Raw genomic sequence first — 15,785 nt, 5'->3', positions numbered from 1 at the left:
TTTATGCGCTAACTTCTAATACGTTGTTTTTAAACAAGCTTGGCGCATGGGTAAGCAAAGTTTTGGTATATATATGTTGAGGATGACTAAGCACTTGATCTGTTTCACCGTATTCAACAATATGTCCATTTTTTAATACGGCGACTCGATCTGCGATTGCACGAACAACCCCTAGGTTATGAGTCACAAATAGTAAGGTCACACCTTGCTGCTGAAGGTCTTGTAACAGTTTTAAAATAGATGCCTGAACTGAAACATCCAAAGCAGAGGTAATCTCATCACAAATCAAAACATCAGGTTGGCACAATAAAGCTCGCGCGATCGCCACTCGTTGTCGCTCCCCACCCGATAAATCTCTTGGATAGAGTTCCTGAACTTGTATAGGTAGAGAGACTTGTTTAAGTACCTGTGTGACTTTTTCTATGGCTTCTTGTCGAGATGCTCCAAAGAAATGCTGCACAACTTTAATTAAGGTCTGTCCAATCGTATGCGCTGGATTCAAGGCTTTATAAGGATTTTGAAAGATATATTGCAGTTTATGTCGTTGCCGTAAATGACGCTGTTGTCCACGCAATGACAAGACTTCATCTGCTAATGTAATTTGTCCATCTGCATTTTCATTCAGGCCAGCAATCACACGTGATAAAGTTGTCTTACCTGAGCCAGATTCACCAACCAATGCTAAACATTCACCTTTTTTGAGTTGAAATGAGATATCAAAAAGAGCCTGTTGCTGCCCATACCACGCATTAATATGTTCAACTTTCAGCAGTGCTTCTCGATCAGTTTCTCGTTCAATAACCTGATGATCAAGCTCTTTAAAATTAATCACGCCAACATGATCCGAATGGTGACAAGCAACAAAATGCGGGTCAAACTCATCTTTTAATTGAGTTAATTCAGGTTGTTTTTGACGGCATATGTCTGTGGCGAAAGTACAACGTACTGCAAAAGCACATCCGGCTGGACGCTCATTTGGTGAGGGTGCGTGTCCTTCAATTGGAGATAAATATTTACGAATGGCCACATCGGGAATGGCGTTAAGTAAACCTTGCGTATAAGGGTGTTTAGGGGTTTCAAATAGTTGGGTTAATACCGCATCTTCAGCAATTCGCCCTGAATATAAAACAATCACCCGATCTGCAATATCTTTTACAACCGTTAAGTCATGCGATACATAAATAGCAGCAACATTATATTCACGGCATAATTTACGAATGATGTTCAACACCAATGTCTGTGTCGTCACATCTAAGGCGGTGGTTGGCTCATCTAAAACAATCAAACGTGGCTGTAATAAGAATGCCAAGGCCAATAAAATTCGTTGTTGCTGTCCACCTGAAAGTTGATGAGGATAACGCTTGAGAAATAGCTCATCATGAGGTAACCCCACTTCATCTAAAATTTTGGCTACTTTCTGGTATTTTTCAGCGCTTGATAACTGGGCCTGATGGACTTCTAATAATTCAAATAAATGTTGACCAATACTTAATGCTGGGTTGAGTGCCGTTCCAGGATCTTGAGCGACATGACTAATTTTATAGCCACGAACCTGACGTAAAGCATGATCATCTAAACTGAGAATATCTTCATCATCCAGTTCAATAGTTCCTTGAATAATCTTGGCGCCATGTCGTGCATAGCCCAATAAGGCACTCGATAATGTCGTTTTACCAGAACCACTCTCTCCGACCAGACCTAAAACTTCACCTTCTCGCAAGCTAAATGAAATATTAGAAACGATGTGATTGCCGGTGTTTACCAATGCCACGGTTAAGTCTGTTACGGTCAATACTGTATTTTTAAATGTATTTGCCATATTTATTTTTCCTCAATCCGAGCTGCTGCACGTCCAACGCCCTCAGCCAATACATTCGTTCCGAGCGCAAACAAGGCAATTAAGATGACAGGAGCAAACACGGCCCATGGTTGAACTAATAAACCAGCGCGATTTTCATTAATCATGAGCCCCCAATCTGCTGCTGGAGGTGCCACGCCATAACCTAGAAAAGCCAAACCAGATAACATACCCACTGCCCATGTCAGCATCACACCAAGATGAATGAGTAATGGCGTCAATATATTGGGTAAAATTTCACGGAATAAAATATAAGTTTTTGAATAACCAAGAATTCGGGCAGCTTCGATATATTCCTGTTCCACTAAATTAAGTGCAACGCTTCGTGCAAGACGCACGACTCCTGGAATAAAAGCAATTGAAACCGTTAAAACAATGAGCCAAGGCTGTCGACCTAACATCGAAACGATAAGTAAGACCAAAATAAGATCAGGAAAGGCCATAAAAACATCAGTCAGCCAAGTTACGAACTGATCAATCTTATTTCGGGCAAAAGCAGCTAATATGCCTAAACTAGAACCAATAACTAATGCGACCAAACTGGCAGCTAGCGTCATCCAGATAATTGAAGCACCGCCAGCAAGAACACGTGACCAAACATCATGACCAATATAGTCATAACCTAAAAATGATTTTCCTTCGGGTGGTCCATAAGTCATGCCGACCAATGCCGTAGGTTCAAATGCAACAAATAACGGTCCAACCAATGCGAAAATCAAAACTAGGGCTGTGACTACAAATCCAAAACGTACTTGTCTTTCACGGATTAATGTTTGAAAAAAGTTTCTTTGGTACCAATGAAGTGAGCTCATTTCCCACCTCCTTGCTGAATATTCTTTAACGCATTGCGACGATCGACAGGTTTTACCGTAATTGGTCGGCCAGACTTCCATAAACGTAATGCCTGACGTCGCCCTGGTGAACGTGCTTTATGTCTTTTTGCAGTTCGTATTTTTGGTGTGAGTAAAGTCGTGATTAAATCTGCAATTAAATTAACAACGACCACACAAATGGTGAGCAATAAAACGATTGCTTGAATGGTCGGGATATCCCTCATTTCGATTGCTGCATTAAGTGCATTACCAATACCGGGGTAACTGAAAACAACCTCAATAATGAGAGCACCACTCAGCAAAACTCGTATGGTCAATGCTGTACCCTGCACCACAGGAACCAATGCATTTGGTAAAACATGTTTCCAAATAATCCGGCGCTCAGGAATACCACGCAGTCGTGCAGAGGTCACATATTCCGACTCTAGTGCATCAATCATTGAACCACGTACTAAACGCATCAGATATGGAATGAGTGATAAAGCTAAAGTTAAAATTGGTAAAATTAAAAACTCTAGTTGGCTATAAGGAGACTCATTAGGAATCAGTAACGAGGCCGCTGGTAATATATGTAAAACCGATGTTGAAAAAAACATCATTAACCAAATCGCAATAACAAACCCCGGCACCGCTTTAAACACAATAGAGCTAGAGACAATAATACGATCGAGTTTGCTATCGCGATGAAGCGAGAGCCACACACCTAACACGACTGAAATCGGTACAGTAACAACAATCACGAGGTTCGTGAGTGCAACTGTATTACCAAAATAATTCTGAATAATTTCTAAAACAGGCACATTGGAATCAATCGAGCGTCCAAAATTACCTTGTAACAATTGACTCAACCAATGCCAGTATTGAAGCAATATCGGATCATTTAATCCCAATTGTTCACGAAGTATTTGTACCGTCGCTTCAGGTGCTTCTGGTCCTAAAATGACGCGAGCCGGGTCAGATGGAAGTGCTTGTGTTGCAATAAAAACAATGAGACTAATAACAAATACAACCAATACCCCTGACACCAAACGTGTCAAAAACCAAGGTAACCATGCAGGAAATTCAAATGACTTGGCAATTGTTGGTTGTTGAATAGATGCTTCTATTTTGCTGGATTGAATTGTCATATTGGTTACCCTCTACGCCAGAATTCATCTGTACGCCACGCAGCAAAACCAGTGCGATCAGGGGTTACACCACCAATTTGGTTCGAATGTGCATCAAGGACATTATTAAAGCCCCAAATGAGTAAACCACCTTGCTCATGTTGAATATGCTGTGCTTCATGAACAAGAACTTTTCGTTTTTCCAAATCGGGTTGTTGCAATGCTGCATGCACTAGTTCCGTAAAACGCTCATTCTTAAAACGAGTTTTATTATTTGCCGCACCTGGTCCATCAATTTGCAAAACTGTTAATAAGAAAGGACGTGAAACGTTCGAGCCTGTACTAAATGCCCAATCTTGTTTTACTGCATCCGCAAAGGTAGCAGCCTCAACCTGTTTAACATTAATAATGACACCTGCCTGAGCAGCATGTTGAGCAAAAACTAATGCAGCATTGCTATCTGGGCCTGTATATAAATCGACAGTCAAACTATTATTAAAACCAGCTTCTTTGAGTAGCGCTTTTGCTTTATTTAAATCTTGCTTGCGCTGCGCAATACTGTGGTCATATACAGGATCACTAAACGAATAAAGGTCATTTGCAACTCGTCCTTGCCCAGCTAAAGCACGTTTGACCAAATCGTCTCTATTAGCAATCAATCTAAAAGCTTGTCGTACCCGAAGATCATTGAACGGCGCTTTAGCCGTATTCATATCAAATGATTGCCAAGCATCGGTTTCTGATGAAACAAGATTTAGCCGTTTATTAGATTGAATTAAAGAAATATGCTCAGCACTTACTCCAGATGCAATATCAATTTGACCAGATTGCAAAGCAGCAAGACGCCCTGTTTGATCTTTAAAATCAATAATTTCTATTGCATCGGCATAAGGTTGATTTTCTTTCCAGTAATTTTCAAAACGTACAAAACGTGAACGCTGGCCGGGTGTAAAACTTTCAAGCTTAAAGGGACCAGCACCAACTACATTTTTAACTGGGTCATAATCTGTAGGAACAATACCACCCCAGCTCATCCATGCTTCTGGTAAAGCAACCAATCCCTTTCCTTGAGAAAAAGGAATTTCAACGGTGTATTCATCGCGCTTTTTAATTGCATCTCTTTGCAAAGAATAAAGATAAGCTGCGAATGGCGAGGCAAGTTTTGGGTCGGTCAAACGGCGTAAAGAGAAAATAACATCATCGGCTGTAATGGTTTTACCGTGGTGAAATTCGAGTCCTTTTTTAAGGCGAATGGTCCATTTCGTTCCGTCATTATTAGGTTCAGCAAATTCAGCAAGGGCAAGTTTTGGCTGAATATCTCTGCCCCATTCCCATAACTTTGCATATAAAGGCCAGCCTCTAAACGCACTAGACATACCAATAGGTTTATGTGCATCTAAATTGCCTGCTTGGTTACCATTGATCACTCCAATTTTGATAACACCACCTTTTTTCGGCGTATCATTTTGGGGGGTAGCGGCAGTAGCGCTTTCAGACGATGAAGAGTCAGGTTTAGAACATCCTATAAGGCTAATTGCAGCAAAAGCGCCAACACCTAATCCCGTCTGTTTAATGAGTTCTCTACGTGTAATTTTATTCATGCCTTCTCCCTTAAACCACGACTTCTTGATTCAAGAGGGAATCAATGGATGAATTTTTATTTAGCTTAGGTAACTCAAAACCATGATCTAGCTCTAATAATGGAAACAATAAATCTGCTACCCGATAGGCTTCTCCAATTAAAGGGAAACCAGACAAGATAAAGGTTGATACACCATAGCTTTCGTATTCTTTAATCCGCTTGGCAATATTTTCAGCACTACCAACTAAGGCAGTTCCTGCGGCTGGGTTTAAAATATCGAAACCAAATAAAGATGGGCCAGTCCAAACATTAGGATAAATTTCAAAATCTTTAGCTTGAGGCAAATCACCTCGACGTAATTGTTCTAAGTTCTTTTGAATAGATGGGTTGTTGCTTTGATAACTCTCAAAACTTTCATTTGGAGGAAGCTGTCGTTTAACAGCTTCGATTGCATAATTTACATCAATCTTGTCAAGTAACGACTGAGCATATTGCCAAGCCTCTTCTTCTGTTTCCCGAACAATAATTTGTAATCGAGTCCCAAATTCTAAAGTTCGGCCAATTTTTGCTGCCTCAGCCGCAACCTTGCTAAACTTTTTTCCAAGTAATGGTGGTGTATTCGCAAAACTTAAATACACATCTAATAATTCAACAGAATGCTGAACGCCTTTGGCAGAAGTTCCTGCTCCCCACAAAGGAACACCCTGCTTTTGAGTTGGACCACGCCATTTGGACATTGGAGATCCACCCTCTAAGCGTGGAGCAATTTGAATAAACTCGCCCTCAAATCCCGAGGTATCACCTAAGTAGTTTTGTTGAAATGCATTCCAGTATTCTTTACTAAAGTCATAACGCTCATCATGAGTATAGTGAATGCCTAAAGCTGCCAAACCCTTATCATTTCCATTGACGACATTAAATAACAAACGCCCTTTAGAAAATGCATCAAAAGTTTGCGCATATTTTGCCAAAACTGCTGGTTGGACTTCTCCAGGATGTTGGGCAACCAGAAACTTTAAACGTTCAGTAAATGGAATTAAACTTGCAGCAACAGCAAGTGTTTCATACTCACTTGTACCCATGAGTGAACCGTAAAAACCAAGTCGATCTGCGGTAATCGCAATCTGTTGCAAGTGTTCATAATCGGTATCCCACTGCCCAGATTCCAACCAAGGATATGGTCCATCTGGAGAAGTGAGATACCATAAAAGTTTTACAGCCATAGTATTCTCGATCTTTATTTTTTAATCTTTATCTAATTCAGGGGAAGTAAACCCAGCGATTTTGCTTTTTCAGTCAATCCGCTCATTTTCCATTGCTGATGTAAAACCCCTTGCCCGTATTCTCGGCTGCCACCGACTAATTCAGCCAGCAGCTGAATTTGAGCACCTTCTTCAAGCAATAAAATAAATTCAGCAGTTTCCTGTAGTCCTTGGCGTCCCCATACAGTTGCTCCACCATTGGCTTCCAAAATGGCCCGATGTTCAATATCAACTTTGAGTTGATCTAAAATAAAATCCACTTCAGCTTGACGGCGATCAATGTAAATCGGCAACTCTTTAAATAAATGGAAGCGCTGAACAGGCACATAGCGGATCGGTAAAGTACGATGGGTTTGAGCCCATGCGCCTAAATTCGGCGCGTGTACATGAGATATTGTGGTGACATCTGCATGCTCTTTAAAAAGCTTGTTATAGCGCCCACCTGCACTTTTTCTTCCCAATAAAACTTCACCATCAATTGTCTCCACCAATACTTTGCTTTTTTTATCTTTAGACCACGGTCCTGCATAGTTAAAAGTGACTAAGGTATTTTCAGGTCCACGTTCAACAAAATTAACTGTTCCATTTGCAGTAATTGTTCTTGTTTCACGGAATACTTCAAAAGCAAATTCAGCTTTTTCACGGTTCAATTCGATAAAGTCATTGAGTTCACGAGATAATGGCGTTTGAATAAGTGTTGTCATGGTCAAATCCTCTTTAAAAATTTTTATTTTGACGGCGTTTTAAAACTTCGAGTAAAGGACGATGATCAACCCATGTTTCAATATCGACATCGCGCTCTAAGAAGCCATGCAACCAAAGAAAATCTTTTTGTTGTTTTAATAGCTCTAAACGGTCTTCACTTAATGACGGATGTAAAGACTTATGAAAATTATTTCGATAGGCTGTTGCAACACTTTCTGCTCCTGCAATCGTTTCATCTTCTAAAATGACCAAGACCTCATCTAAATGATCTTGTGCCCAATCTGCGGTATCAAACAACTCTTCAAGAAAATCGACGACCACATCAAAATGATCTTCTAATAGGTCTTCATGGACCGTAATGGGACGAGGTGTACCGTTATTAACACGAGAAGTCACATCTTCAAATTTATCTAAATCAATCCCAACTTTTAGGCCACGTTTAGTTGCAGCTTCAACAGCAGAAGCTCCTTTTACATACACGGCATCAACTTCACCTGTAATTAATGCATCAAGACCTGACCAATACGTACTCGCATCACGATTCTCTTTAGATCCAGCACGTTCAGGTACTTCAATAAAATTCACATCACGAAAAGTGAGATTGGCAAGTTGTAAAGCACCACGAATACCTTGCAATGACATGGCTCTAAAAATACTGCCAGCACGTTTGTCAGCATATTCTGGTAAAGCTACTTTCGCATTTTTTAAATGCTCTGGCTGGCTAATATCTGAATCAGGTCGCACAATAATGACTTGCCACTCATCAATCCAAGTCAATCCAATGAGTCGGCTTGGCGCGCCTTCAGAGCGTGCGGCTAACGCAGGTACATTTCCACCCTCTCGGAACAGAGCTGGCAATTGATGATCAAAATGATGGACCGATAAACCTTTACGCGCATCTTGCAAGACAGCAACATCAATGCCGTGTTTTTCAAACTTTTTAACTAAAGTACCGCGTTTTAATGAAATACCTGTTGCTGTGGGTACTGGACATCGAGTGACCCAAATTTCAGACAGGATGTTTTTTACAAATTCTTTAGAATTTTCTTTTTTATCTACTACAAGTGACATACGGATTCCTTAGGATAATTCCACTTTCATCACTTACATTGAGCAGCTTTTATGCCAATTTAATTTATTATTTATTTTCAAATGTTTATGCAAATATAGTAGGATTGGAAATGTTTATATTTCATCATTTTTCAAGGCTAGTGTTGTTTTATCAACAATTATTTTAGACAAATATAACTTTCTATATATTTGTTATGACCACTTTTTAATTCAATGATTTTTTTAGGATGCCAGAACACTATCTTCTAGATATAAGTATCAGAAAGCTAAGGATTCAATGTTTATATATAAAAAAACATCAGTTATCTCATCTCACTAATACTATGGACTGAAATCAATTCTACATAGGCTTCATTAAAAAATATCCTTATATTACTGCTCATTAAGGTAACAAGTTCAGTTAAAAAAAAATTAACTCAACTTGTTACCTTATTACTTAAGTTATTGAATTTTATAAGACCAAAAAGGAACAAGTTGAGTTAAACATACGTTTCAGATCTAAAGCTCTCTTTATGTAGGTTTAAGTTATTTGGCTAAACATCAATATCTGAGCAAAAATATGACATTCATCATTCTCTATTTAGCTTTACTATGCTCCTTACTACTCAATTAAATTCAAACAACTTTATCATTACAGAAATTTTAAAATAATCATTCTGATACTCAACTTCCTTTATTCCTTTTAAATACTTTAAAGATTAAATCTTCTAATTTAGTTCGTCTTATTATTACCTTAAGTTCTTAAGTAAAATTAAATAAATACGAGAATTATTTATAACCTATTCAAAAGTGATTTTGTTTTTCATATTTTAATTCGTATAAATAAAAAATCTGAGCTAAACCATCACTTTTAATACTTGTGAATATATATTATTTCAATAAATATTATAATTAATTAAATTGTTTTTTAGCTTGGTATTTTAGTTTAAATTTTTATAATTTTAATTAAAGCATTTATTATCAATAATTTAATTTTACAATAACTAAGATACATTAATATTTATAAAGTGTGATTTAATTATCGTTTTAATAAAATAGATGTAGAAATAAAACCTATTTAAACAAATTAAATAATTAGTGAGATACGGGTCACATATTATTTTGTATTTTTTAATTGAAATTGATTTATATATTGTTTTTAAATAAAAAATATTGTATCACTTATATTAACTATTTAATAAATAGGTACTTATAAAATGAAAAATAATATATTTAAAATTTTGGTTTTGGCGGTATTTTCTACTTCCCCACTATTTTGTTATGCAAATAACACAATAATGATTAAAGGAAATATTGTTGAAGACACATGCTCAACAAAAAGTAATGAGATAGAATGTAACGAAGTCAACAATTTGAATATTAAACTTGATAGTGAATATTTAAATAAAGATAGTCTCTATAAATTAGCTCAACATACAGAGAAGATGGACACTAGCATTGAAAGTCTAGGTTCTAATCGAAAGATTATACTTATCAATTATCATTAAGCTCATTTCATCATATTACTATAGAAGCTGGCAAAAGAGTGTTTCATACAATTCAACATAATTTTTTATGAATTGGGTATTGAGTCACTCTTTTTCTGCAAAAATGTCTATTTGTATGTTTTTTCTATATACATCTGCATAATTTATTCTATATAATTGTATTGTAAGAATTTAAGCTTATTCTTCACGTAAATTGTTTAATTCTTTTCTAATTACATAGTAGCCTTATGTAATTTTCTTATCTCTATGATTCCTTTCTTCTAAACAATAAAAACTATCTATAAAACAGTTATATAAGCTGTGTTAACTAGCTGTAACTCCATCCTAAAAGTGCGACACAATTAAAACTATAAAAAAATAATGTGACATAGTTTGCATTTTGTTTAAAAAGTGTTAGCATTGTTACATTACTTTTCAAGATGTCAAACACTGGAAAAGTAAGGAATTAAACTTTTATCCAGACTTTTGAGAAAACACTATGAAAAAACTTGCTTTGATCGCTGCTCTTTCGGTTGTAGGGATTGCGAATGCTCAAGCTGCTGATGGTACAATTACAATTAATGGTTTAGTTACAGACAAAACCTGTAACATCGCTACTCCAGCTGGTAAAGATTTCACAGTGACTCTTCCAACTGTTTCTAAACAAACTTTAGCTGCTGCTGGGAATGTTGCTGGTCGTACTCCTTTCCAAATTAAATTAGATAAATGTTCTGAAGGTAAAGTAGCTACTTACTTTGAGCCAGGTGCAACTGTTGACTTCAATACTGGTCGTTTAATTAACACAGATGCTACTGGTGCTAAAAACGTTAATGTTCAACTTTTAGGTAGTAACAATAATTTCATCCCTGTACTTGCTGCGGGTACAAATGGTGCTCAAGCTAATTCTCAATGGGTTGATGTAAGTGCAACTGGTACTGCTGACCTTAACTACTATGCTGAATACTATGCAACTGGCGCTTCTACTGCTGGTAAAGTAACTACTTCTGTTCAATACACAATTATCTATCAATAATTAATTGATAGCGGGGTTTCTGTGTCTGCATGGAAACCCTGTTTTGTGTAGCACTTTCCTGAATCTTTCTTGGTTGAGAACTCGAAAAATGAAATTGAACAGTTATAATTTTTTGTTAGGTTTGGCATTTGCTTCATCTGTTGCTGCTCCTGCCGCTCAAGCAGAAATTGTAATTCATGGTACCCGTGTAATTTATCCGTCGGATGCTAGAGAAGTTACGCTACAAGTTAGCAATAACGGTTCAAAGCCAGCACTTGTCCAAGCTTGGATTGATGAAGGTGATCCAAAAAGTACTCCGGATCAATCAAAAGTTCCTTTTATGATTGCTCCTCCAATTTCTCGTGTTGAAGCGACAAAAAGTCAGACGCTTCGTATTACTGCCCTTCCAAATGCTTCTCAATTTAACCAGAAGCAAGAAACTGTTTTGTGGTTAAACGTTTTGGATATTCCACCAAGACCTACCTCAAAAAATGCAGATACGACACCTGATAACTTCTTACAACTTGCAATTCGTTCCCGGATCAAATTCTTCTATCGTCCGGCTTCAATTAAAGAAGATGCGAATTTAGCAGCAGATAAGCTTCAATGGGTTAAATCTGGTCAGAATTTAACGGTAAAAAATCCAACTCCTTTCCACATTACGATGACTTCTGTTTATCAAAAGGTTGGAGATAAAAAAGTTGATTTATTGCCTCAAGGGCTAATGGTTAAGCCTTTTTCTGAAGAGCCTGTTCAGCTTAAGAATAGCAACCTTCAGGATATGAGTTTTATTAATGTCAACGACTATGGTGGTCGAGTCGAACACCAAATAAAACTTCAGTAATCAGATTATCTTTTTAATAAATTTAAGCACCTATTATGTGAGTAGGCGGACTTAGCTATGCCAAAAAAAAGGCAAGAATCTTATAAATTATTAAAACGCCATATTTGTTATTACTTGGCTTCTGGCGTTGTTACAATGACAATGCCTGTGTTCGTGCATGCTGAAGAAGCAGCTGCGAGTGCGCCTGTAGAAGCTGAATTTGATTCTGCTTTTTTAATTGGTGACGCTCAGAAAGTCGATATTTCTCGATTTAAGTACGGCAACCCTGTTTTACCAGGTGAATATAACGTTGACGTTTATGTAAATGGTCAATGGTTTGGTAAACGCCGCATGATTTTCAAGGCATTAGATCCAAATCAAAATGCCGTAACTTGTTTTACTGGAATGAACCTTCTTGAATACGGCGTAAAACAAGAAATTTTAACCAAGCATGCTCCCCTTCAAAAAGAAAATAATAGTTGTTATAAAATTGAAGAATGGGTAGAAAACGCATTTTATGAATTCGATACGTCTCGTTTACGTGTAGATATTTCAATTCCTCAAGTCGCATTACAAAAAAATGCTCAAGGCTATGTCGACCCAAGCGTATGGGATCGTGGGATTAATGCCGGCTTTTTGTCTTATAGTGGTAGTGCGTATAAAACTTTTAATCAGTCTGGTGACCGAAGCGAAACGACCAATGCTTTTATGGGGGTTACGGCTGGACTAAATTTAGCAGGTTGGCAATTACGTCATAATGGTCAGTGGCAATGGCAAGATACGCCTGCGGAAAATCAATCTAAATCAGACTATCAAGAAACAAGCACCTATTTACAAAGAGCTTTCCCTAAATATCGTGGTGTTTTAACACTCGGGGATAGTTTTACAAACGGCGAAGTATTTGACTCATATGGTTATCGTGGTATCGATTTTTCAAGTGATGATCGAATGCTACCGAATAGTATGCTTGGTTATGCTCCACGTATCCGTGGTAATGCAAAAACCAATGCAAAAGTTGAAGTACGTCAACAGGGCCAATTGATTTACCAAACAACTGTTGCACCAGGTAACTTCGAAATTAATGACCTTTACCCTACCGGCTTTGGTGGTGAAATTGAAGTTTCTGTTATCGAAGCGAATGGTGAAATACAGAAATTTTCTGTGCCTTATGCCTCTGTTGTACAGATGTTACGCCCAGGCATGAACCGTTACTCATTAACTGTAGGTCAGTTCCGTGATCAAGACATTGATCTGGACCCTTGGATTATTCAGGGTAAATACCAACAAGGTATTAATAACTATTTAACTGGCTATACCGGAATTCAAGCATCTGAGAATTACGCTGCAATATTGCTTGGTGCTGCCGTTGCTACACCAATTGGAGCAATTGCATTCGACGTGACTCACTCTGAAGCCGAGTTTGAAAAACAGGCTTCACAATCAGGTCAAAGTTTCCGTTTAAGTTATAGTAAGTTAATTACGCCGACTAACACAAACTTAACACTTGCAGCTTACCGTTATTCAACCGAAAACTTCTATAAATTGCGCGATGCCCTGCTTATACGTGACTTGGAAGAAAAAGGTGTAAACACTTATGCTGCTGGTCGTCAACGTAGTGAGTTCCAGATTACTTTAAACCAAGGGTTACCTGAGGGTTGGGGTAACTTCTATGTGGTAGGTTCATGGGTAGATTACTGGAATCGTAGCGAGAGTACTAAGCAGTATCAGATTGGTTATAGTAATAACTACCATGGTTTAACTTATGGTTTATCTGCAATTAACCGTAAGGTTGAGTACGGCTCAAATGATGCGTCGCATGATACTGAATATTTAATGACGCTTTCATTCCCAATTAACTTTAAGAAGAATTCAGTCAACGTCAACGTTACTGCTTCTGAAGACAGCCGTACTGTTGGTGCAAGTGGAATGGTGGGTGATCGCTTTAGTTATGGCGCTTCTGTGTCACATCAAGACTATGCGAACCCAACATTTAACGCAAATGGTCGTTACCGTACTAACTATGCAACTGTTGGCGGCTCTTATAGTATTGCTGATTCTTACCAACAAGCAATGGTAAGTTTAAGCGGTAGTGTTGTTGCTCACTCAGATGGTATTTTATTTGGACCTGAACAAGGCCAAACCATGGTACTTGTGCATGCACCTGATGCTGCTGGAGCAAAAGTGAATAACACGGTTGGTCTAAGTGTAAATAAAGCGGGTTATGCAGTAGTTCCTTATGTTACGCCATACCGCCTGAATGACATTACTCTTGACCCACAAGAAATGTCGAGCGAAGTTGAACTTGAAGAAACAAGTCAACGTATTGCCCCATTTGCTGGTGCAATTGCTAAAGTAGATTTTGCAACTAAAACAGGCTATGCAGTTTATATTAATAGTAAAACTGCAGATGGCAACAGTTTACCGTTTGCAGCGCAAGTTTTTAACCAGAAAGATGAAGCTGTAGGTATTGTTGCACAAGGGAGTATGATTTACTTACGTACACCCCTCGCTCAAGATCGTCTCTATGTTAAATGGGGCGATGAAAGTAATGAACGTTGTTCGGTTGAGTACAACATCAGTAATGAGTTGCAAAATAAACAACAAAGCATAGTTATGACTGAGGCTGTATGCAAATGAAAAGAATATTATTAACGGGTTTTTTATTTACGGCAGGCCTTGGTGTATATGGTGAAGCTAATGCTGCTTGTACTCCTGAAACTGGATTTAAGACTCTAGACGTTCCTATGGCAGTTGGACGTGTGGTAGTTCGCCCAACTGATGAAGTTGGAAAGGTATTAAGGAAAGCTACCTTCCCTATTTCTTCCAATGGCTCAACTTACTGGTGTGATTCATATGGAGGATATTTAGAAGCTAATCTTACACAAAATTATCCTATTAGCTCCATCGGAAATAATGTCTATTCAACAAATATTCCTGGGATTGGTATTCGTTTATACCGTGAAGCAGAAAATGCTACAAATTTCTCTGGTTATTATCCTTATAGAGCGGCCACTCAAAGAAGTAGAAGGTATACGCTAGCAACAGGGTATTTTGTAGTGGAGATTGTTAAAACTGAAACACAGACTGGCTCAGGTACCTTAGTACCCGGTCGTTATAGTACTTATAATGCCTCTGGCTATTCAGCTGTTCCTTGGTTAACAAGTACTGTGTATGGTAATGCAATTACCATTGCTTCTTCTTCATGTGAAATTCAGGGTAATATCAATAAAGTTGTACAGCTGCCAACAGTTACAAAGGCAGGTTTTAAAGGTGTTGGCTCAACTCAAGGCGACCAAACCTTTGATATGAACATTCTATGTAATGGTGGTATTAACCCAACAGGTTATGAAGAGAAAAACCTCATTAGCTTAACTTACGACTTTACCCAAGACGGAACAAATAATCAGGTCCTAGCAAATACTGCTCCGACATCTGAAAAAGCAAATGGTGTAGGTGTACAGTTACTCTGGAATTATCAAAATAAAAATCAGGTTATCAAAAAAGGTGACAAATTAGCCTTAGGTACTTTGTCTTCTAACCAGACACTTCAATATAATGTACCAATGACTGCCCGCTACTATCAAACAGCAGCAAATGTGACGGCGGGTAAAGTACGTGCAATGGCTACTGTAACTATTGAATATGATTAATCATATTCAATAGTTAATAAAATTAATAATTTTCAAATAATTAAATATTAATAATAACTTTTACTTTCTAAAAATTTCATACTTAACTCGATAGGAATATTTATGAAAAAATAGGTATAGTAACTGTTAGTGCAATTACATTATATTGGGCTATGTATGAGATGTCTTTTGATAATACCAATACAGTAACGCATAATGAGGCTAGCCAAAAAGTCACATCTAAAAACTTTTCATCATAAGTGCAATATCAATAGATGCTGAACAATTATTTGGACAAGAGTTGTCTAACAAACTCATTACTGACCGTAATGCATTACAGTTTAACTACCCTCAGAGTACAACCGATATCTGTGTAATGCTATTTAAGATATAAAACTATCAAGTGTAAAAAAGGGCTGAATCACAGCCCTTTTCTTT

12 protein-coding genes and 2 pseudogenes are annotated in these 15,785 nt (G+C 37.7%); 7 read left to right on the top strand and 7 right to left on the bottom strand.

The features are described from left to right. Position 1: 1 nt before the first annotated feature. Genes EGS71_RS02560 through EGS71_RS02530 form a run of 7 tightly spaced genes read right to left on the bottom strand, consistent with a single transcriptional unit; the run spans position 2 to position 8,417 of the window. Positions 2–1,819, bottom strand: a complete 1,818-nt coding sequence (locus EGS71_RS02560; RefSeq protein WP_000024065.1) for a dipeptide ABC transporter ATP-binding protein — start codon at positions 1,817–1,819, stop codon at positions 2–4. A 2-nt stretch (positions 1,820–1,821) separates the two neighbouring features. Beyond that, entirely contained in the window at positions 1,822–2,670 is an 849-nt protein-coding gene (locus EGS71_RS02555) for an ABC transporter permease (protein WP_000096368.1), read from the bottom strand. Then, the gene (locus tag EGS71_RS02550; protein ID WP_000155280.1) at positions 2,667–3,818 is read right to left on the bottom strand and encodes an ABC transporter permease; all 1,152 of its coding nucleotides are present in this window, start codon (positions 3,816–3,818) and stop codon (positions 2,667–2,669) included. The genes EGS71_RS02555 and EGS71_RS02550 overlap by 4 nt, the downstream gene beginning before the upstream one ends. A gap of 5 nt (positions 3,819–3,823) precedes the next feature. Next, positions 3,824–5,398 (bottom strand): ABC transporter substrate-binding protein, encoded by a 1,575-nt coding sequence (locus EGS71_RS02545; RefSeq protein ID WP_001033950.1) that lies wholly within the window; start codon positions 5,396–5,398, stop codon positions 3,824–3,826. Between the two features lie 10 nt (positions 5,399–5,408). Next, complete coding sequence (locus tag EGS71_RS02540) at positions 5,409–6,602, bottom strand: LLM class flavin-dependent oxidoreductase (protein ID WP_000279314.1); 1,194 nt, start codon at positions 6,600–6,602, stop codon at positions 5,409–5,411. Positions 6,603–6,634: 32 nt separating this feature from the next. Continuing rightward, the gene (locus tag EGS71_RS02535) at positions 6,635–7,345 is read right to left on the bottom strand and encodes a class II aldolase/adducin family protein (RefSeq protein ID WP_000209266.1); all 711 of its coding nucleotides are present in this window, start codon (positions 7,343–7,345) and stop codon (positions 6,635–6,637) included. Between the two features lie 13 nt (positions 7,346–7,358). Then, the gene (locus EGS71_RS02530; RefSeq protein WP_000060709.1) at positions 7,359–8,417 is read right to left on the bottom strand and encodes an ABC transporter substrate-binding protein; all 1,059 of its coding nucleotides are present in this window, start codon (positions 8,415–8,417) and stop codon (positions 7,359–7,361) included. A gap of 1,196 nt (positions 8,418–9,613) precedes the next feature. Here EGS71_RS02530 and EGS71_RS02525 point away from each other — a divergent pair. From EGS71_RS02525 to EGS71_RS02495, 7 genes and pseudogenes are all read left to right on the top strand, one after another. After that, entirely contained in the window at positions 9,614–9,904 is a 291-nt protein-coding gene (locus tag EGS71_RS02525) for a hypothetical protein (protein WP_000794351.1), read from the top strand. Between the two features lie 478 nt (positions 9,905–10,382). Continuing rightward, the gene (locus EGS71_RS02520) at positions 10,383–10,916 is read left to right on the top strand and encodes a fimbrial protein (RefSeq protein WP_000731824.1); all 534 of its coding nucleotides are present in this window, start codon (positions 10,383–10,385) and stop codon (positions 10,914–10,916) included. An 88-nt stretch (positions 10,917–11,004) separates the two neighbouring features. Further along, positions 11,005–11,739, top strand: a complete 735-nt coding sequence (locus tag EGS71_RS02515; protein WP_000774088.1) for a molecular chaperone — start codon at positions 11,005–11,007, stop codon at positions 11,737–11,739. A gap of 57 nt (positions 11,740–11,796) precedes the next feature. After that, entirely contained in the window at positions 11,797–14,355 is a 2,559-nt protein-coding gene (locus EGS71_RS02510) for a fimbria/pilus outer membrane usher protein (RefSeq protein WP_001124961.1), read from the top strand. Beyond that, positions 14,352–15,368 carry a fimbrial protein gene (locus EGS71_RS02505; protein ID WP_000821740.1) on the top strand — a complete coding sequence of 339 codons (1,017 nt, stop codon included), beginning with the start codon at positions 14,352–14,354 and terminating at the stop codon, positions 15,366–15,368. Before EGS71_RS02510 ends, EGS71_RS02505 begins: the two co-directional genes overlap by 4 nt. A gap of 98 nt (positions 15,369–15,466) precedes the next feature. After that, positions 15,467–15,604: pseudogene (locus EGS71_RS02500) on the top strand (DUF4882 domain-containing protein); the annotation flags it as partial. 14 nt (positions 15,605–15,618) lie between these two features. After that, positions 15,619–15,741 (top strand): annotated as a pseudogene (locus EGS71_RS02495) (DUF4882 family protein); the annotation flags it as partial. Between the last annotated feature and the right edge of the window lie 44 nt (positions 15,742–15,785).

The organism is Acinetobacter sp. FDAARGOS_559 (assembly GCF_003940475.1).
GTDB lineage: Bacteria > Pseudomonadota > Gammaproteobacteria > Pseudomonadales > Moraxellaceae > Acinetobacter > Acinetobacter baumannii.
The sequence above is the reverse complement of the archived record's forward strand: the minus strand, read 5'-3'. Positions and strand labels throughout refer to the sequence as shown.

What these genes read in the sequence shown, in the direction of transcription:
- EGS71_RS02540 (WP_000279314.1), bottom strand. Translation starts at nt 6,602, where the DNA reads ATGGCTGTAAAACTTTTATGGTATCTCACTTCTCCAGATGGACCATAT.
- EGS71_RS02555 (WP_000096368.1), bottom strand. Translation starts at nt 2,670, where the DNA reads ATGAGCTCACTTCATTGGTACCAAAGAAACTTTTTTCAAACATTAATC.
- EGS71_RS02530 (WP_000060709.1), bottom strand. Translation starts at nt 8,417, where the DNA reads ATGTCACTTGTAGTAGATAAAAAAGAAAATTCTAAAGAATTTGTAAAA.
- EGS71_RS02515 (WP_000774088.1), top strand. Translation starts at nt 11,005, where the DNA reads ATGAAATTGAACAGTTATAATTTTTTGTTAGGTTTGGCATTTGCTTCA.
- EGS71_RS02525 (WP_000794351.1), top strand. Translation starts at nt 9,614, where the DNA reads ATGAAAAATAATATATTTAAAATTTTGGTTTTGGCGGTATTTTCTACT.
- EGS71_RS02510 (WP_001124961.1), top strand. Translation starts at nt 11,797, where the DNA reads ATGCCAAAAAAAAGGCAAGAATCTTATAAATTATTAAAACGCCATATT.
- EGS71_RS02520 (WP_000731824.1), top strand. Translation starts at nt 10,383, where the DNA reads ATGAAAAAACTTGCTTTGATCGCTGCTCTTTCGGTTGTAGGGATTGCG.
- EGS71_RS02560 (WP_000024065.1), bottom strand. Translation starts at nt 1,819, where the DNA reads ATGGCAAATACATTTAAAAATACAGTATTGACCGTAACAGACTTAACC.
- EGS71_RS02550 (WP_000155280.1), bottom strand. Translation starts at nt 3,818, where the DNA reads ATGACAATTCAATCCAGCAAAATAGAAGCATCTATTCAACAACCAACA.
- EGS71_RS02545 (WP_001033950.1), bottom strand. Translation starts at nt 5,398, where the DNA reads ATGAATAAAATTACACGTAGAGAACTCATTAAACAGACGGGATTAGGT.
- EGS71_RS02535 (WP_000209266.1), bottom strand. Translation starts at nt 7,345, where the DNA reads ATGACAACACTTATTCAAACGCCATTATCTCGTGAACTCAATGACTTT.
- EGS71_RS02505 (WP_000821740.1), top strand. Translation starts at nt 14,352, where the DNA reads ATGAAAAGAATATTATTAACGGGTTTTTTATTTACGGCAGGCCTTGGT.